The organism is Rhodococcus sp. 21391, assembly GCF_016772255.1.
Lineage (GTDB): Bacteria > Actinomycetota > Actinomycetes > Mycobacteriales > Mycobacteriaceae > Rhodococcus_F > Rhodococcus_F opacus.
Genome location: NZ_CP063781.1, coordinates 6,921,921 through 6,939,981 on the forward strand (window position 1 = coordinate 6,921,921; position 18,061 = coordinate 6,939,981).

Genomic DNA, 18,061 nt, shown 5'->3' on the forward strand with positions numbered 1-18,061 from the left:
CAGCACCCCGAACCGTCCGGTTCGGGGTGCTGTCGTCTGTCCGGGGGCCTCCGGTCGCGGGCAGCGCCGAACGAGGACCGATGAGTTCGGCGATATGTGACAAAGAAACCGGGCGGCGGACGCGGTGCAATTGCTGTACGCGAGACGAGCCCAGGAGGAATCGTGGAATCCAGAAAGATTCGGGTCGGTATCGACACCGGCGGAACATTCACCGACGTCGTGGCTGTGGACGAGGAGTCCGGAGCCGTCGTCACCACCAAGACACCCTCGACGCCTGCCGACCCGGCGCAGGGATTCCTCACCGGAATCGAGAAGGTGCTCGCCAAGCTCGGCGAGACCGGCGACGCGATCGGTGCCGTCAGCCACGGCACCACCGTCGCCACCAACAAGCTCCTCGAAGGCAAGGTCGAGAACCTCGGGTTCATCACCACCGAGGGCTACGAGCACGTCCTCGAGATCGCCCGCCAGTCCGTCCCCGACGGTTACGGCAACTCCTACTTCTGGGTCAAGCCCGACCGCATCGTCCCCGCCGACCGCGTCCGCACCATCGGCGGCCGGCTGGCGTTCGACGGCAGCGAGATCCGCCCCCTCGTCGAGGACGACGTCCGCAACGCCGCCCGGTTCTTCGCCGAGCGCGGCATCCGCACCATCGGCGTGTGCCTCATGCACTCCTACGCAAACCCGAGCCACGAGAACCGCGTCCGGGATCTTCTGCTCGAGGAATACCCCGAGGCCACGGTGAGCATCTCCAGCCAGGTGCTGCGCGAGTACCGCGAATACGAGCGGTCCATCACCACGCTGGTCGACGCGGCCGTGAAGCCGAACATCCGCAACTACGTGAACAACATCGCGAACCGGCTGCGTGAGTTCTCCTCCGACGAGGGCGAAGCACGTGACATCCCGTTCTACGTGATGAAGTCGAACGGCGGCGTGCTCTCCGCCAAGGAGGTCGTGCACCAGCCGATCACGACGGTGCTGTCCGGCCCCGCGGCCGGCGCGCTCGGTGCGGCGCTCATCGCGAGTGTCGCGGGTGTCGAGCAGGTCCTCACGTGCGACGGAGGCGGCACGTCGACCGACGTCACCGTCGTGGTCCGCGGTGAGCCCGCGCTCACCACCGAGGGCCGGGTGGGGGCGTACCCGTCGAAGATCCCGATGATCGACGTCGTCACCGTCGGCGCCGGCGGCGGCTCCATCGCCTGGCAGACTCCCGAGGGCACGCTCCGCGTCGGACCGCAGTCGGCGGGCGCCGACCCCGGCCCGCTCTGCTACGGCAAGGGCGGCAGCGAGCCCACGATCACCGACGCCCACGTGCTGCTCGGCCGCATCCCACCCCACCTGCTCGGCGGCGAGATCCCCCTCGACACCGAACTGGCCCGCAAGGGCGTCGAGCAGCTCGCCCACCAGCTGAAGCTCGACTTCGAGGCGTGCGCCACCGGCATCCTCGAGGTGTCGGCGTGGAACCAGGCCAACGCGCTGCGGCAGATCACGGTCAAGCGCGGTCTCGACGTCCGCGACTTCACGCTGGTGACGTTCGGCGGATCCGGTTCGCTGCTCGCCTGCCGACTCGTCGACATCCTCGGGCTCAAGGACGTCCTCGTTCCGTTGAACCCGGGCAACGTGTCCGCATTCGGTCTGCTCACGGTCGACGTTCGCAACGACTACGTGCAGACCCACGTCTGCAGGCACGACCGGTTGGAGATCGAGGAACTGCAGTCCGGGCTGGATGCGCTCGCCGCCGAGGCGGAACGCGCACTCGCCGACGAAGGCTTCGGCGAGGCGGAGCGCAAGTACGCGCGCTCGGCGGACCTGCGCTACCTCGGCCAGGCCTTCGAGGTCCGGGTGCCCGTCGGTGAAGGCCCCGTCACGCAGGAGTTGATGGACGAGGCCGCCGAACGGTTCCACCAGGCACACCAGGAGCTGTACGGCTACGACTTCCGCGGCGACCCGCACCAGCACGTCGAGTGGGTCAACCTCCGCGTCAGCGGCATCGGCCCGATCAAGCGCCCCACGCTGAACGAGATCGCGCCGGGGACCGGAGCCGAATCCGCCGTGACCGGCACCCGTCCGGCGTACTTCGACGAGTGGGTCACCACCCAGGTCTACGACCGGGCTCGGCTCGGCGCCGGCGACGTCCTCGAAGGTCCCGCGGTGATCGAGGAATTCAGCTCCACCATCCCCGTGCACCCCGGTTTCCGGGCGCGGATCGACACCTTCGGAAACATCCGCATCACCAAGATCGCCGACTCGAACGGAGCGAACCGATGACCGTCACCACCGAACCCGTTGCAGTGCAGGCGGTCAAGCCCTACCGGCTGACACCGGTCGACGGCACGACGCCCGACCCGGTGCTGGTGGAGATCGTCGCCGGCTACCTCGCCAGCGTCGAGATGGAGGTCGAGACGTCGATCTCACGGACCTCCCGCTCCCCCATGATCCGCGACGCGCACGACTTCCGTGCCGGCATCCACGACCGCAACCTCCGGAAGCTCACGGGCCGTTCGTATTCGGCCCTGGTGCATCCGGTGGCGCGGGACTTCCCGCTCGACACGATGAAGCCCGGCGACGTCTACTTCCACAACGACGTCTACCTGTCCGAAGGCGGCATCGGCCACCTCCCCGACCTCTGCGTCACCGTCCCGGTGTTCGCCACCCGGCCGGGCGATACGGAACCGTCCGTCGTCGCGTTCGTGCAGGCGTTCGGCCACCACGACGACATCGGCGGCTGCTGCCCGGGATCGATGCCCTCGGGTGCGACCACGGTGTACGAGGAGGGCCTGATGGTCCCGCCGATCAAGCTGTGGGATCAGGGGGTGCCCAACGAGGCGGCGCTGCGCATCATGACCCGCAACTCGCGGATGCCCGACGCGCTGGCCGCCGACCTCGACGCCGAGTGCTCGGCGTGCCTCATGGGTGCCCGTCGCCTCACCGAGCTGTTCGAGCGGTACGGCTGCGACACCGTCGAGGCCTGCTTCGACGCGATGATGGACGCGACCACCGAGACGTACCGGCGGGAGATCCTCAGCAAAATCCCCAAGGGGGAGTACACGTGGGAGGACTACGCCGAACACGACGGCGTCGACGAGCCCATGCTGCACCGGCAGCGGATCACGCTCACCAAGACCGGCCCCGAGGACGAGGGCGGCGAACGCCTCATCCTCGATTTCAACGGCACCGGCCCGCAGGCCAAGGGTCCCATCAACCACTGCGGTGACTACGCCGACGGCAACTTCCTCATCAAGTGGCTCGCGCCGATCCTCCGCAACCTCGCCGACAGTCCCGAGCGAATGGCGGAACTCGACGTCAACGAGGGTGTCGTGCCGTTGATCGAGATGAAGTTCCCGGAGAAGGGCACGCTGATCACCCCGATCTTCCCGGCGCCCACCAACGCCCGGACGTTCGTGATCCTGCGGCTGCTCGGCGTGCTCGCCGGCGTCGTCGCGAAGGCCGTCGACGGGAACATGCCCGCCGACCAGGAGACCATCCGCTATACGGGGGTGTACGGCGAGGACTTCGACGGGCACTCGTACCTGATGCGGGAGGTGCTCGGCGGCGGGTCCGGCGGCAGGCACTACGCGGACGGTGAGGACACCATCCACGTCGTCCCCGACTCGCGGAACCTGCCGACCGAATTCACCGAGAGCCGGTTCCCGTTCATCGTCGAGAAGCTCGGCCTGGCGAAGGACTCCGGCGGCGCCGGACGCTACCGCGGCGGCCTCGGCTACGAGAAGCACATCCGGATGCTCAAGGACGCGAACTTCATGTCCATCGCCGACCGCTCGATCCTCTCCTGCTGGGGAGTCAAGGGCGGCAAGGCCGGACGCCCCTTCTCGGTGGTCCTCGACCCGGGCGGCCCGAACGAGCGCGAGTTCGACGCTCTGACCGACGCCGAACCGATCAAGGCCGGCGAAGTGGTGCGCATCCGCACCACCGGTGGCGGCGGCTGGGGCGACCCGCTCGACCGTCCGGTCGGGGAAGTCGTCCGGGACGTGCTGTGGGGCAAGGTGTCCGCGGAGGGCGCACGCGTCGACTACGGTGTGGTGCTCGCGTCGTCGGCCGGGGAACCGGTTCCGGACGTCGACGCCACCGAGGCGCTGCGCGAGCAGATGCGCGCGGACCGCGGTCTGGACGAGCCGTTCTTCGACCGCGGTCCCGGCTACGAACGCCTCTCCGGCGGTGCGAAATTCGCCGAGTTCGACTTCATCGACCGGTGATCCGATGACCGAGTCACTCTCCCGCGGCGCCGAGATCGCCGTCATCGGCGCCGCGGGGAAGACCGGAGCCGCCGTCGTGGCGGCGCTCGAGGGGCTCGCCGACGTACGCCGGGTGGTGCACACCGCCCGGCGTCCCGGCGACTTCGCCGTCGACCTCGACACGGGTGCGGGACTGGACGAGGCGCTGTCGGGTTGCCGCGGCGTGTACTTCATCGCCCCCAACGTGCACCCCGACGAGCCGGCGCTGCTGCGGAACGCGATGGGCGCCGCAGCGTCGGTGGGCGTCGAGCATCTCGTCTACCACTCCGTGGCCTGGCCGTACACCCCGCTCATGCCCCACCACGTCGACAAGGCGCGGTGTGAGGACGCGCTCCGGACGTTCGGCGGGCTCCGGTGGACCGTCCTGCAGCCGTGCGCCTACGCCGAGAATTTCGCGGCCGTGCTGGCGGGCACGGCGACCACCGTCGAACTGCCCTACAGTCCCGACGCGGCGTTCTCGTTCGTCGCACTCGCGGACGTCGCGGAGGTGGCGGCCCGCATCCTCGCCGAGGGCGCGGACATCCACCACGGCGCCACCTACGAACTCGGCGGCCCGGAGGCCCTCAGCGTCCGGGATCTGTGCGACCGGTCGGGTGGGCCGGTGTCGGTGAAGCAGGTGTCCGTCGACGAATGGATGTCGCGGCACGGGCGGAACCTGACGGACGACGGTCGCGCCCGGTTGGCCGCGATGTTCGAGTTCTACGACCGGTACGGGTTCCTCGCGGGCGGCGCGCTGCTCGAGTCGCTGCTCGGGCGTCCGCCCACCCCCGCCATGTGAGTGGCAAAGCGTGCTGGGGCACACTTTGCCACTCACATGGGTCAGACGCCGATCCGGCCACCCGACTTCCACACCGCCACGACGGCGGGACGCGGCTGCGCGTCGCCGCCGTCGGGCCAGTGCGACGCCGGGTTGTCGGCGCTCGCGTCGTCCAGTTCCCCCGGGTGCTGCACGCACACCGTGACCCGCTCGTCGCCGACGATCGGACCGCACGTCTCGGCGCCCTTGGGCACGGTGAGGAACTGCTTGGTCTCCCCCCGGTTCGGGCCCTCGAGAACGACGCTGAACAGGCCGTCGTTGGACTTCAGCGCGTTGCCGTCGGTGGAGATCCACAGGTTGCCGTGCGGATCGAACGCCAGGTTGTCGGGGCAGGAGATCGGGCTGACGCTTTCCTTGTCGAACCCGCCGAAGTAGGTGTCGGCCTCCTTCGGGTCACCGCAGACGAGCAGTAGGTTCCACGTGAACGCGGTGCCGGCGTGGTCGTCGGTGAGTTCGAGGACCTGGCCGTTCTTGTTGGTGTTCCGCGGGTTGGCCTCGTCGGCCGCCGCCGCGCCGTCGACGCCGCGCTTGGTGTTGTTGGTCAGCGCCACGTACACCTTGCCGGTCGTCGGGCTGGGTTCGAAGTCCTCGGGACGGTCCATCTTGGTGGCACCGACCTTGTCGCCGGCCTGACGGGTGAACACCGCCACCTCTTCGGCGCTCATGCCGTCGACGAGCGACTCACCCCGGCCGTCCTCACCGGTGCGCAGCAGCGGGATCCACTCGCCGGTGCCGTCGAACGTGCCGCTCGCCGGCAGCGTGCCCGACCCGTCGATCTCGTCCGCCGAGTTTCCACTGAACTTCGCGACGTACAGGGTGCCCGCGTCGAGCAGCGTCATGTTGTGGCGCACGGCGGCCTGACTCCTGCCGTCCATCACCTTGCGGCTGGAGACGAACTTGTACATGTAGTCGAAGCGCTCGTCGTCGCCGCTGTACGCCACGACGGTGCCGTCGTCGGTGACGTGGATGGTGGCGGCCTCGTGCTTGAACCGGCCCAGGGCCGTGTGCTTGACGGGTGCGGACGCCGCGTCCCACGGGTCGACCTCGACGACGTAGCCGAAGCGGTTGACCTCGTTCGGCTCCTGGATGAGGTCGAAACGCTTGTCGAACCGTTCCCACTTGCGCTCGGACGCAGCGCCTTCCACGCCGTACCGCTTCAACCGTGCGGCAACGGCCGGATCGGTGACCAGTTCGGCGTTCGCGAAGTACTGGTTGAAGTTCTCCTCCCCCGACAGCACCGTGCCCCACGGTGTCACGCCACCCGAACAGTTGTTCAGTGTGCCGAGCACCTTCGTGCCCGTCGGGTCCGCGGACGTCTTCAGGAAGTCGCTGCCCGCGGCGGGACCGGTGACGACGAATTCCGTCGTCGCTGTGATGCGCCGGTTGTACGGTCCGAAGTCGGGAGTGAGCGTGCCCGAGGCGGATTCGCCCTTCACCTGCACCACGGACAGTCCGTGGGCGGCGAGCGCGGTCTGGAACTGCTCCGGTGACGGGTTCTCGGCGTCGTAGCCCTTGAACATGAACGGCTCGGTGGTGTACTCGTGGTTGACCACCAGCAGGAAGGTGTTCGGCTGGCCCTCGACAGGCAGGAGTCCGGCGAAGTCGTTGTTGAACCCGAACTGCTGCGCCTGCGCCTGCGCCGTCTGGTTGTCGAAGTCGAACGCGGGAGCCCCGGGCAGCACCGGGTCGCCCCAGCGGATCACCACGGCCTGCTCGTACCCTTCGGGGACGACGAGGGCGTCCTCGGTGTTGGGGGCGACGGCGTCGAAGTTCGTCCCGGCGGGCGCGGAACCGTCCGAACCGCCCGTGCCGGAGACGCTTCCGCTGCCGGAGTCGTCCGAGCAGGCCACCAGCGCACTGCCCGCGCCGACGGCGAGGACGGCCATCCCCGTCCCGCGCAGCATCCCGCGCCGCGACAGCGCGGTACGGGCGATGTCACGGAAGTACTCGCCGTGCGAGGTGTTGGGCACGTCGTGGGAGCACGCGTTTCCGCACTTGTACTGACAGGTGACGGATGCGCGCGAGGACACGCCGTCGTGATTGACGAACAGTGCGAGGGGTTTCAAGCTCACCGTGGCTCCCGATTCGAATGTGGACAACTCCGGCACCGTAGAAGTCGTAAGCGAGACGAAGGGAACGGCTGCATGAACGTGCGGACAACGAGGTGACCCTAAGTTCTGGCAGAAATTGCTCCTAGCCAGCAGCCCGGCAGCCGTGCACCATTGAAAGATGGACCCCGTCGAAGCGCTGCGGGAAATTGCGTTCTGGCTCGAGCGCTCGCGTGACGAGGCACCGAGGATCGCCGCATTCAGGCGGGCGGCCGACGTGCTGACGTACGCGGACGAGGACGCGCTGGCCGATCTCGAGGAGCGCGGCTGGGTGTCGCCACCCGACATCGGGTCCGAGGCCGCCGCGATCATCCGTGAGTGTGCCGAGTCGGTGCCGCTGTACCTGATGTACCTGCGCAATGCGGCCGAGCCGATCGGCCTCGGCGGGACGGAGCTGCTCGACGCGCTCCGCGGCGACCTGCACACCCATTCCGACTGGTCGGACGGCCGGTGCCCGATCCGGGAAATGATGCGCCGCGCGGCCGCCCTGGGCCACGAGTACTGCGCGATCACCGACCACTCGCCGCGACTGACGGTCGCGAACGGGATGTCGTCGGAGCAGCTGCTCTCCCAGCTGAGCGTCGTCGCCGAACTGAACGCGGAGCTCGCGCCGTTCCGCGTGCTGACCGGCATCGAGGTCGACATCCTCGTCGACGGCTCCCTCGACCAGGACGACGACCTGCTCGCCGACCTGGACATCGTGGTGGCCAGCGTGCACTCGCACCTGGACACCGACCGGGCGACGACGACCAAGCGGATGCTGCAGGCCGTGAAGTCCCCGCACGTCGACGTCCTCGGGCACTGCACCGGCCGGCTCGTCGAGGGTGCGCGGGGGCCGCGGCCCGAATCGAAGTTCGACGCGGAACGGGTATTCGAGGCGTGCCGCGAGTACGGCACCGCGGTCGAGATCAACTCCCGCCCCGAGCGCCGCGACCCGCCGGGACGCCTGATCGACCTCGCGCTGAACAGCGGGTGCAAGTTCTCCATCGACACCGACGCGCACACCACCGGTCAGCTCGCCTGGCAGGGCTACGCCTGCGAGCGCGCCGCCGAACGCGGAGTCGAGCCGTCGGACGTGATCAACACCCTGCCCGTCGCCGAGTTGCTGGAGTGGGCCGGAACACCGATTCGGCAATGATCCGCGCCGGCGTTGGGGCGCTCGTCGTCGTGGCTCTGCTGGTCGCCGCCGTGTGGGTGTTGCAGCGACGACTGATCTATTACCCCGACCCCTCCCCGGTGCCGCCCGCGGACCGGCTGATCGCCGGGGCCGAGGACGTCACGCTGACCACGTCGGACGGCCTCGAACTCGGCGCCTGGTACGTCCCACCCGCGAGCGGGGATCCGCTGATGACCGTGCTCGTGGCCGCCGGGAACGCCGGCAACAGGGCCGACCGGGCGCTGCTGGCGTCGGACCTCGCCGCCGCCGGGTTCGCCTCGCTGCTCTTCGACTACCGCGGGTACGGCGGCAACCCCGGGCACCCCAGCGAGGACGGGCTGGCACTCGACGTCCGGGCGGCCCGACGGTACCTCGTCGACGAGCGTCGCGTGCCGCCGGAGCGGTTGCTCTACTTCGGGGAAAGCCTCGGCACCGGCGTCGTCACCGAACTCGCCACCGAGCATCCACCGGCGGGCCTGCTGCTCCGGTCGCCGTTCGTCGACCTCGCGTCCGTCGGCGCAGCGCACTACCCGTTCCTGCCGGTCCGGCTGCTGCTGCGCGATCGATTCCCCGTCGCGGAGTACGTCGCACGCATCGATGTGCCCACCACCGTCGTCTACGGCACCGCCGACATCGTCGTCCCACCGGAGCAGAGTGCACGCGTGGCCGATGCGGCGCTCGGCCCGGTGGAAACGGTGGTGCTGGCCGGGGCGGGACACAACGACGACGTGATGTTCGGCGGCGCGGAGATCGTCCGCGCCATCGCCGATCTGGCCGCGAGGGCGCTCCGCGCCCCGTGAGCCGTTTTGGTACCCGGGGACTACCAAAAGGGCGCACAGGCGCGTCAGCGCACTATGACGACGTCCAACGTCCGCGGACCGTGGACGCCCTCGACGCGGTTGAGTTCGATGTCGCTGGTGGCGCTGGGACCGCTGATGAACGTCAGCGGCTTGGTCGCGTCGAGGGTCTGGAAGGCCTGCGGCACGGTGTCGACGATCTGATCGGTGCGCACGATGCAGATGTGGTGATCCGGGACCAGGGTCAGCGCCCGCCGCCCCTGACCGGCGCCGCCGTCGAGCACGATCGTCCCGGTGGCGGCGATCCCGAGGGTGCAGCCGGTGACGACCACGTCGAGCGCGTCGAGTTCGAGCGTCGACAGTTCGGCGGGTTCCCCGTCGACGACGACGTCACGTCGCGGCCGCCACGACAGCGGCAGGTCCGGCGGGACGACGGCGCGCGCCCCCTCCGCGATCAGCCCGGTGACGACCTCGGCGACCGTCCCCTCCTCGGCGCGGTGGACCTGCGCGCGGTAGTCGTCGACGGTGTGGGCGAAGAACTCGACGTCCCCGGGGCCCGACGCGGGCTGCCGGTGGTAGTCGCGGGGAACGGGTTCGGGGGCGGGCGCTTCGGCGAGCGCCGACCGGATCCGGGTCAGGATCTCTTCGCGTGCGGTCATCGTGTCGTGTCCTCGTGAGTGCGTGCCCACCATTGTCGGAAGGTTTCCTTCGGCGGTGAGGGGAGGTCGCGGCTCGCGGTCCACTTCGACCCCGGGTACGGGAGCGCCGTGATGCGTCCCTTCTTGCCGCCCAGCACCCGGCCGATCTTGGACGCCGTCTCGGCGGCGGCGAACCGCTTTTCCGACCCCATCACGAAGCCCGCGGCCTTCATCGCGAGGTCCTGGCCGCCCGGAAGTCCGTGCCGCTCGGAGTCGACCTGTTCCGCGCGCAGGTGCACCAGGATGCTGGGGATGTCGATGCGCACCGGGCAGGCATCGAAGCAGGCGCCGCACAGCGTCGACGCGAACGGCAGCGAGGCATTCGGGTCGTCGTGACCGGTGGTCCCGGTGAGTTGCGGGCTGAGGATCGCGCCGATCGGGCCGGGGTACACCGACCCGTACGCGTGACCGCCCGCCCGCTCGTAGACGGGGCACACGTTCAGGCAGGCGCTGCAGCGGATGCAGTGGAGCGCCGAACGCCCGACGTCGTCGGCGAGCACGTTGGTGCGACCGTTGTCGAGGAGGACGACGTGGAAGTTCTGCGGGCCGTCGCCGGGATGCACCCCGGTCCACATGGAGGTGTACGGGTTCATCCGCTCGGCGGTGGACGACCGCGGCAGCAGTTGCATGAACACCTCCAGGTCGGTGAACGTCGGGACCAGTTTCTCGATGCCCATGAGGGTGATGAGGGTGTCGGGGAGGGTGAGGCACATCCGCCCGTTGCCCTCCGACTCCACCACCGCGAGGGTCCCGGTTTCCGCGACCCCGTGAAGTTCGCGCCGCTGATCGCCACCTTCGCGGAGAGGAACTTTCGCCGAAGATGTGCCCGCGCGGCCATCGCCAGCGCCCGCGGGTCGTCGGTGATGTCCTTGTCGATGCCGGGCATCGATTTCAGGAAGATCTCGCGGATCTCGGCACGGTTGCGGTGGATGGCGGGAACGAGGATGTGGCTCGGCTTGTCCTCGCCGAGTTGGACGATGAGTTCGGCGAGGTCGGTTTCGATCGCCGCGATCCCGTTCTCCTCGAGGTGCTCGTTGAGGCCCGTCTCCTGGGTGGCCATCGACTTGACCTTCACGACCTCGTCGGAGCCGGTGGCCCGCACGAGGTCGGTGATGATCCGGTTCGCCTCCTCCGAGTCGCGCGCCCAGTGGACGGTGCCGCCGCGGGCGGTGACGTTCTCCTCGAACTGCACGAGCAGTTCGGGGAGCCGCGCCATCACGTCCGCCTTCAGGGCGCTGCCTGCCCGGCGCAGTTCCTCCCAGTCGTCGACCTCGGCGACCGCGGCGATGCGCTTGTTGCGGATGGTGGTGGTGGCCGCGCCGAGATTGGCGCGCAGCTGGGTGTCGGCGAGCGATTTCCGCGCCGCGTCGGGGAAAGATTTTGTGCCCCGGATGTTTCCGGTGCCCGCATGGAAGGTGGGTGAGCCGAGGAACGTGGTCATGCGTTGCTCCCGATCTTCTCGGTGCTCGCCAGGATCTCGGCGAGATGGACGGTGCGGACTCCGCTGCGCAGCCGGGACAGTCCGCCGCCGATGTGCATCAGGCAGGACGAGTCGCCGGCGCTGCACACCTCGGCGCCCGTGCTCAGGACGTTGCCCATCTTGTCGGCGAGCATCGCGGTCGACGTCTCGGAGTTCTTCAGCGCGAACGTTCCGCCGAAACCGCAACAGGATTCGGCCGCGGGGAGCTCGATCAGGGTCATCCCCCGCACCGCGCGAAGCAGCTGCAGCGGCTTGTCGGCGACGCGCAGCAGCCGCAGCGAGTGGCACGTCGGGTGGTACGTCACCCGGTGTGGGTAGTAGGCGCCGACGTCGGTGACGTCGAGGACGTCGACGAGTAGTTCCGACAGTTCGTACGTCCGGGACGCGACCTCCTCGGCGCGCGTCGCGAGCGATTCGTCGCCGTACCGGCGGGCGACCATCGCATGCTGGTGCCGGACCGATCCGACGCAGGAACCGGACGGCGCCACCGCGACGTCCCAGGACGGTCCGCTCTCGAACGCCTCCACGTGGTGACGGACGAGCGGCAGCGCCTCGGCCTGGTAGCCGGTGTTGACGTGCATCTGCCCGCAGCACGTCTGCTTCGGCGGGAACACGACCTCGTGGCCGAGCCGCTCGAGGAGGCGGACCGTCGACTCAGCGGATTCGGGGAACAGGGCATCCGCCAGGCACGTGGCGAACAGGGCGATTCTCATCGGGTACTCCAACCGGGCTGGGCTGTGGTCTGACCACAGTAGCGCACTGTGGTCAGACCACACCAGGTAAACTTTCTTCGTGCGTACACACGAGGTCGTCCTGCACCGCATCGAGCAGGATCTGGCGGCCGGCAAACTCACCGTCGGCGGTCGCCTGCCGGCCGAACGCGCACTCGCGGAGGAACTCGGCGTCGGACGCTCGTCCGTCCGCGAGGCCATGCGCGTGCTCGAGGCGATGGGCATCGTCCGCACCGCCGTCGGGTCCGGACCGGACGCAGGCGCGATCGTGGCCGCCGACCCGGCCGCGTCCATCGGCGCGGCCCTCCGACTGCACATGGCGACGCGCACGCTGCCGATCCGCGACGTGGTCCAGACGCGCACGCTGCTCGAGTCGTGGGCGGTGCAGGAAGCCGCCGGACAGGCCCGCGACCTCGACTTCTCGGCCATCGACACACTGCTCGACGCAATGGACGACGAGGAACTCTCACCCGAGGCGTTCCACCGGCTCGACGCCGACCTGCACGTCGCGATGGCCGGACTCGCGGGCAACGTCCTCGTCGAGGCGATGATGGTTTCGCTCCGCGACTCCATTCACGGCTACGTCATGCAGGCCGTTCCGCTCCTCGACGACTGGCCTGCGGTCGCGACCCACCTTCGCTGCGAGCACCGCGGCATCGTCGCCGCCCTTCGTGACGGACACGGCGCCGAGGCCGCCGGCCTGGTGCGGGAGCACATCGAGGGCTTCTACGGGCTGATCCGCTAGGTGCTTCGCACCCGTGCGCCTTTGTGGTTGCTCCAGCTACCAGAAAGGCGCACGAGCGCGAAGCGCCTCAGTACGCCTCGAGGATCTGCGCCTCGGCGTCTTCGAGGTAGGTCTTGAGTAGCTGACCTGCGGCTTCGGTGTTGCCCGCGACCAGTGCGTCGTAGATCTCGTGATTGCGGGTGAGGTACGGGCCGTGGAATCGGTGGGCGTCGTCCATGACGTGGAAGACGAGCCGCGCCTCGTTCCACACGCTGCGCATGAGTTCGTCGATGCGATTGCTGTTGTTGAGGCTCGCGAGGGCGCTGTGGAAGTGGATGTCGGCGGTGCCGACTCCGGTCCAGTCCTCGACGGCGTACCGCTCGTCGGCCAGGTCCAGGGCCTCGGCCACGCGCGACAGGTCGCCTGTGGCGGGGTCGAATCCGTTGACGCCCGCGCATTCGACGACGCGGCGGCAGATGTACAACTCGGTGATGTCCTCGGCCGTGGGCACGCGGACGAAGACGCCGCGGTTGAGTTCGTGCGCGACCAGTCGGTCTTCGATCAGGATCTGGAAGGCCTCGCGCACCGTATTGCGGGAGACGTCGAGGGCGGCGCAGATGTCGGGTTCGGAGAGACGCGCCCCTGGTCGGAACGTTCCGTCGATGATCGCGTCCCGCAGAATGCCGGCCACCCGGGTGGTCCTGCTGGTGCGATCGAGCAGGCCGCGGTGAGCGGCCAGGCGGGAATGCGCATCGCCGCGAAGGGCATTCGAGCTGGTCAAGTCCACTCCTCAGGTTTCGATCTCGACCGCAATCATAGTTGTGAGCTCGGTTCCGCGATGACTTCCATGTTAACGATCCTCTCAGGGTATTGCAGGATCGTTGAACGATTTGTAACGTGATGGGAGTTACACCGCTTCTTCCGGCAGTTACATCCCTTCTTCAGGCGAGGTGCCATGACCACAGATACACAGACCGAGGTCGCGCAGGCGCGCCCCTTCGACTGGTTCCGCACCCTCGGGCCGAAGGGAAAGAGAGCCTTCATCGGCGCGTTCGGCGGGTACGGACTCGACTCCTACGACTTCCAGGTCCTCCCGCTAGGCCTCGCGGCCATCGCCGCCTATTTCGGCCTCACTACCGGACAGGCCGGCCTGCTGACGACGGTGACGCTGGTCGTGTCTGCGCTCGGCGGTGCCCTCGCCGGCATCCTCGTCGACAAGATCGGCCGGGTCCGCACCCTCCAGGTCACCGTCGCGACGTACACGATCTTCACGGTGCTGTGCGGCTTCGCACAGAACTTCGAGACGCTACTCGTCTTCCGCGCCTTCCAGGGCCTCGGCTTCGGCGGCGAGTGGGCGGCGGGTGCGATTCTGGTGGCCGAGTACGCCCGGGCCGAGTACCGGGGCCGGGCCGTGGCGTTCGTTCAGAGCGCGTGGGCAGTGGGCTGGGCGCTGGCGGTGATCGTCTACACGGTCGTCTTCCAGCTGTTCGATCCCGACGTCGCGTGGCGAGTGCTGTTCTTTACCGGTGTCCTGCCCGCGTTCCTCATCATCTGGGTTCGCCGGAATCTGAAGGATCCCGAGGTTGTCACGAAACGTCGTGAGTCCGCGGGCAAGGAGACCGGCTCGTTCGCCGCGATCTTCCACGGCGGACTGCTCAAGACCACCGTGCTCGCGTCGCTGCTCGCCACCGGCGTGCAGGGCGGCTACTACACGCTGGCGTCCTGGCTGCCCACCTTCCTGAAGACCTCACGCGGACTCGACGTCGTCGGCACCGGCGGCTACCTCGCCATCCTGATCTCGGGTGCGTTCCTCGGCTACGTCAGCGGCGGCATCCTCACCGACAAGCTGGGACGCAAGCGGACCATGCAGCTGTTCGCGGCACTGTCGGCCGTCTTCATGGTGGGCTACACCCAGGTGCCCGAGGGCGCGAACACGTTGATCCTCATCCTGGGCTTCCCCCTCGGCTTCTGCACGTCGGCGATCTTCAGTGGATTCGGATCGTTCCTGTCCGAGCTGTACCCGACGCAGTCCCGCGGCACGGGCCAGGGCTTCACGTACAACTTCGGCCGCGCGGTCGGCGCCGTGTTCCCGGCGGTCGTCGGTTTCCTGGCGGCCACCCAGCTGGGTATCGGCGGCGCGATGATCTTCGGTGCGCTCGGATACGCCATCGCCGTCTTCGCCCTGTTCTTCCTCCCCGAGACCCGCGGGATCCAACTTGACTGACTCACCGGCCGACCTCCGCTCCGCGTTCCGTTCGGGACGTGTCACCCCGACCGCCGGTCTGGCGCCCGGATTCACCCAGACGAATCTCATCGCCGTACCGGAGGACTGGGCCTACGATGTTCTGCTGTTCACGCAGCGGAACCCCAAGCCGTGCCCCGTCCTCGACGTCGGCGACGTCGGCTCCCGCACGACGATGCTCGCCCCCGGCGCCGACATCACCACGGACCTGCCGCTGTACCGGGTGTGGAAGGACGGCGAACTGGCCGACGAGACCGCGGACGTGTCGGGGTTGTGGCGGGACGACCTCGTGGCCTTCCACATCGGGTGCAGCTTCACGTTCGAGCACCCGGTGGCCGCTGCCGGGGTGCCGCTGCGACACGTCGAGCAGGGCACCAACGTCCCGATGTTCGTGACCAACCGTGAGTGCAGGTCCGCAGGCCGGATGAGCGGACCGATGGTGGTGTCGATGCGACCCGTTCCCGAACATCAGGTGGCCCTCGCCGCGGCGATCTCGGCGCGGATGCCTGCCGTCCACGGCGGGCCCGTGCACATCGGTGATCCTGCGGAACTCGGCATCGCCGATGTCGCGTCCCCCGACTTCGGCGATCCGGTGAACTTCGAGCCCGGCGACGTGCCGATGTTCTGGGCCTGCGGGGTCACCCCGCAGGCGGCGGTGATGGCGTCCCGGTTGCCGTTCGCGATCACCCATGCGCCCGGGTACATGCTGATCACCGACACCCCGGACAGCGAGTACCTTCTGGAGGTTCCCGATGCGCGTTGATCTGAACTGCGACCTCGGTGAGGGTTTCGGGCAGTGGGCCCTGGCGGACGACGAGGCCCTCCTCGACATCGTCACCAGCGCGAACATCGCGTGCGGTTTTCACGCGGGGGACCCGATGATCATCCGCCGGGCCTGCGAGGGTGCGGCCGAGCGCAACGTCGCGATCGGTGCGCACGTGGGTTTCCGGGATCTCGCCGGATTCGGCCGTCGGGAACTTTCGGTGTCGCCGGCGGATCTGCGCGACGAGACGCTGTACCAGATCGGCGCGCTCGCCGGGTTCGCACGTGCCGCCGGGTCCCGTGTGTCGTACGTCAAACCGCATGGTGCGCTATACAATTCCGCCGCGCTCGACTATGGGCGGGCCGAGGCGATCGCGTCGGCCATCGACCGGTTCACCGAACCGCTCGCGCTGATGGGCCCACCCGGCTCGCAGTTGCAGCGCGCGGCGGAAACCCACGGCATCGAATTCGTCGCCGAGGGTTTCGCCGACCGCCGCTACACCGCCGCGGGCACGTTGACCCCGCGCTCGGTGACCGGCGCCGTCATCGACGATCCCGACGTCGCCGCCGCCCAGGCCGTGCGCATGGTGTCGAGCGGAACGGTGGAGTCGATCGACGGTGACGACGTCGCGGTGTCGGTGCACAGCATCTGCGTGCACGGTGACTCGCCCGGATCCGTGCGCACGGCCCGCCAGGTCCGGCACGCCCTGGAGAGTGCCGCCGTCACGCTCGGGGCCTTCGCATGACCACCCCGAGCGCCGGCACTCGAATCCTTCCGGCGGGCAACCGGGCCCTCCTCGTCGAACTGGAGTCGGAACCGTTCGTGGTGTCGCTGACCGAACGCCTCCGCCGCACCCCGGTCCCGGGTGTGGAGGACGTGCTTCCCGCGGCGCGGACGGTGCTCGTGACCACGACACAGCGGACCGACCTCGACGAGGTGCGCCGCGCGCTGCGGACGATGACCGTCGACCTCGAGGTCCACGAGGACAGCCGCGCATCCGAATCCGAGCCGGTCACCATCCCGGTCCGCTACGACGGCGCCGATCTCGCCGACGTCGCCGGCCATCTGCGGGTGAGCCGCGAGGACGTGATCGCTGCCCACACGGCGGCCACCTGGCGCTGTGTGTTCATCGGGTTCGCACCGGGTTTCGCCTACCTGAGTTGCGGCGACGATCGGCTCACGGTGCCACGGCGGGCCCAGTCCCGCACCGTGGTGCCCGCCGGGTCCGTGGCGCTCGCGGGTGGCTACGGCGCGGTGTATCCCCGGTCCTCACCCGGCGGGTGGCAGATCATCGGAACCACGGACTCCCCGATGTGGAACCTCGACGCGAACCCTCCGGCGCTGCTGCAGCCGGGGCGTCGCGTCCGATTCGTCGACGAGGAAACACTGTGAGTGAACTCGAAGTACTCGAAACGGGTCCGCTCAGCCTGATCCAGGATCTGGGCCGCCCCGGCTACCTGAGTTCGGGTGTGGGCGTGTCCGGTGCCGCCGACCGCGGGTCCGCGAAGCTGGCCAATCGGCTGGTCGGGAACGACGAGAACAGCGCGTGCATCGAGGTGTTGATGGGCGGCCTCGCCCTCCGGGCGCCGCAGGTGACCATCGTCGCCGTCACCGGTGCACCCGCGACGGCGCTGCTCGACGGAATCCCGATGGGGCACGCGAGCGTCATCGTGATGCAGCCGGGGCAGACGCTGCGCCTGCAGTACGCGCAGGTCGGCCTGCGCAGCTACGTCGGCGTCCGCGGTGGCGTCGCGGTGCCGGACGTGCTCGGCTCCCGCAGCACCGACACCCTCTCCGGAATCGGCCCGGAAGCGTTGAAACCCAACGATGTTCTGCCCGTCGGGACCGCGGCGACGAACTTTCCGAACGTCGACGTCGCGCCCGTCCCCCCGATGGACGCGGGAACGCTGTCGGTGCGGGTCATCGGCGGCCCCCGCGACGACTGGTTCACCAACCCCGAAGCGTTGACCACGGGGGTGTGGGCCGTGTCCCCGGACACCGATCGCATCGGGGCGCGCCTGAACCGGCACGGCGACTCGCCGGCACTGGTGCGGACGTCCGAGGCCGAACTCCCGACCGAAGGTGTCGCGCTCGGCTCCATCCAGGTTCCGCCGAGCGGGCAGCCGGTCGTCTTCCTCGCGGACCATCCCATCTCGGGCGGGTATCCCGTCATCGGCGTCGTCGCGGACGAGGACATCGACCGGATCGCCCAGGCTCGACCCGGGCAACTGATTCGCTTCACCACTGCGTGATCGGCCTCGCTCCGATCCCACTACAGGAGATCACCCCATCGTC

Annotated in this window: 15 protein-coding genes and 1 pseudogene; 11 read left to right on the top strand and 5 right to left on the bottom strand. The window is 69.0% G+C overall.

Annotated features, from left to right (window positions below):
• Positions 1-162 precede the first annotated feature (162 nt).
• The 3 genes from GO592_RS32090 to GO592_RS32100 are packed head-to-tail and all read left to right on the top strand — an operon-like array spanning position 163 to position 5,028.
• The gene (locus tag GO592_RS32090; protein WP_202715022.1) at positions 163-2,265 is read left to right on the top strand and encodes a hydantoinase/oxoprolinase family protein; all 2,103 of its coding nucleotides are present in this window, start codon (positions 163-165) and stop codon (positions 2,263-2,265) included.
• Positions 2,262-4,211 carry a hydantoinase B/oxoprolinase family protein gene (locus tag GO592_RS32095; protein WP_202715023.1) on the top strand — a complete coding sequence of 650 codons (1,950 nt, stop codon included), beginning with the start codon at positions 2,262-2,264 and terminating at the stop codon, positions 4,209-4,211. The genes GO592_RS32090 and GO592_RS32095 overlap by 4 nt, the downstream gene beginning before the upstream one ends.
• Before the next feature lie 4 nt (positions 4,212-4,215).
• Positions 4,216-5,028 carry an NmrA family NAD(P)-binding protein gene (locus tag GO592_RS32100; protein WP_202715024.1) on the top strand — a complete coding sequence of 271 codons (813 nt, stop codon included), beginning with the start codon at positions 4,216-4,218 and terminating at the stop codon, positions 5,026-5,028.
• A 41-nt stretch (positions 5,029-5,069) separates the two neighbouring features.
• On the opposite strand, the gene GO592_RS32105 is transcribed toward GO592_RS32100, so the two are convergent.
• On the bottom strand, positions 5,070-7,139 hold the full coding sequence (locus GO592_RS32105) for a PhoX family protein (RefSeq protein ID WP_202715025.1): 2,070 nt from the start codon (positions 7,137-7,139) through the stop codon (positions 5,070-5,072).
• Positions 7,140-7,296: 157 nt separating this feature from the next.
• Between GO592_RS32105 and GO592_RS32110 the strand changes: the two genes are divergently transcribed.
• Both GO592_RS32110 and GO592_RS32115 read left to right on the top strand, forming a co-directional pair.
• Positions 7,297-8,313, top strand: coding sequence for a PHP domain-containing protein (locus tag GO592_RS32110; protein ID WP_172652098.1), 1,017 nt, complete (start codon positions 7,297-7,299; stop codon positions 8,311-8,313).
• Positions 8,310-9,131: an alpha/beta hydrolase gene (locus GO592_RS32115; RefSeq protein ID WP_202715026.1), complete on the top strand. Its 822-nt coding sequence runs from the start codon at positions 8,310-8,312 to the stop codon at positions 9,129-9,131. The genes GO592_RS32110 and GO592_RS32115 overlap by 4 nt, the downstream gene beginning before the upstream one ends.
• Before the next feature lie 44 nt (positions 9,132-9,175).
• On the opposite strand, the gene GO592_RS32120 is transcribed toward GO592_RS32115, so the two are convergent.
• From GO592_RS32120 to GO592_RS32130, 3 genes and pseudogenes are all read right to left on the bottom strand, one after another.
• Positions 9,176-9,787 (bottom strand): LutC/YkgG family protein, encoded by a 612-nt coding sequence (locus GO592_RS32120; protein ID WP_005571240.1) that lies wholly within the window; start codon positions 9,785-9,787, stop codon positions 9,176-9,178.
• Positions 9,784-11,267, bottom strand: a pseudogene (locus GO592_RS32125) (LutB/LldF family L-lactate oxidation iron-sulfur protein). Before GO592_RS32125 ends, GO592_RS32120 begins: the two are co-directional and overlap by 4 nt.
• The gene (locus GO592_RS32130) at positions 11,264-12,019 is read right to left on the bottom strand and encodes a (Fe-S)-binding protein (RefSeq protein ID WP_172652095.1); all 756 of its coding nucleotides are present in this window, start codon (positions 12,017-12,019) and stop codon (positions 11,264-11,266) included. Before GO592_RS32130 ends, GO592_RS32125 begins: the two are co-directional and overlap by 4 nt.
• 79 nt (positions 12,020-12,098) lie before the next feature.
• On the opposite strand from GO592_RS32130, the gene GO592_RS32135 reads away from it, so the two are divergent.
• On the top strand, positions 12,099-12,782 hold the full coding sequence (locus GO592_RS32135; protein WP_172652094.1) for a FadR/GntR family transcriptional regulator: 684 nt from the start codon (positions 12,099-12,101) through the stop codon (positions 12,780-12,782).
• A 67-nt stretch (positions 12,783-12,849) separates the two neighbouring features.
• Here GO592_RS32135 and GO592_RS32140 read toward each other — a convergent pair whose 3' ends face one another.
• Positions 12,850-13,548: a GntR family transcriptional regulator gene (locus GO592_RS32140; RefSeq protein ID WP_172652093.1), complete on the bottom strand. Its 699-nt coding sequence runs from the start codon at positions 13,546-13,548 to the stop codon at positions 12,850-12,852.
• 168 nt (positions 13,549-13,716) lie between these two features.
• Between GO592_RS32140 and GO592_RS32145 the strand changes: the two genes are divergently transcribed.
• Genes GO592_RS32145 through GO592_RS32165 form a run of 5 tightly spaced genes read left to right on the top strand, consistent with a single transcriptional unit; the run spans position 13,717 to position 18,018 of the window.
• Complete coding sequence (locus GO592_RS32145; RefSeq protein ID WP_172652092.1) at positions 13,717-14,985, top strand: MFS transporter; 1,269 nt, start codon at positions 13,717-13,719, stop codon at positions 14,983-14,985.
• Complete coding sequence (locus GO592_RS32150) at positions 14,978-15,766, top strand: putative hydro-lyase (protein WP_172652091.1); 789 nt, start codon at positions 14,978-14,980, stop codon at positions 15,764-15,766. The genes GO592_RS32145 and GO592_RS32150 overlap by 8 nt, the downstream gene beginning before the upstream one ends.
• Positions 15,756-16,511: a LamB/YcsF family protein gene (locus GO592_RS32155; protein ID WP_172652090.1), complete on the top strand. Its 756-nt coding sequence runs from the start codon at positions 15,756-15,758 to the stop codon at positions 16,509-16,511. The genes GO592_RS32150 and GO592_RS32155 overlap by 11 nt, the downstream gene beginning before the upstream one ends.
• The gene (locus tag GO592_RS32160) at positions 16,508-17,158 is read left to right on the top strand and encodes a 5-oxoprolinase subunit B family protein (RefSeq protein WP_202715027.1); all 651 of its coding nucleotides are present in this window, start codon (positions 16,508-16,510) and stop codon (positions 17,156-17,158) included. The genes GO592_RS32155 and GO592_RS32160 overlap by 4 nt, the downstream gene beginning before the upstream one ends.
• Positions 17,155-18,018, top strand: coding sequence for a biotin-dependent carboxyltransferase family protein (locus tag GO592_RS32165; RefSeq protein ID WP_065492665.1), 864 nt, complete (start codon positions 17,155-17,157; stop codon positions 18,016-18,018). Before GO592_RS32160 ends, GO592_RS32165 begins: the two co-directional genes overlap by 4 nt.
• The last annotated feature ends 43 nt before the right edge of the window (positions 18,019-18,061 follow it).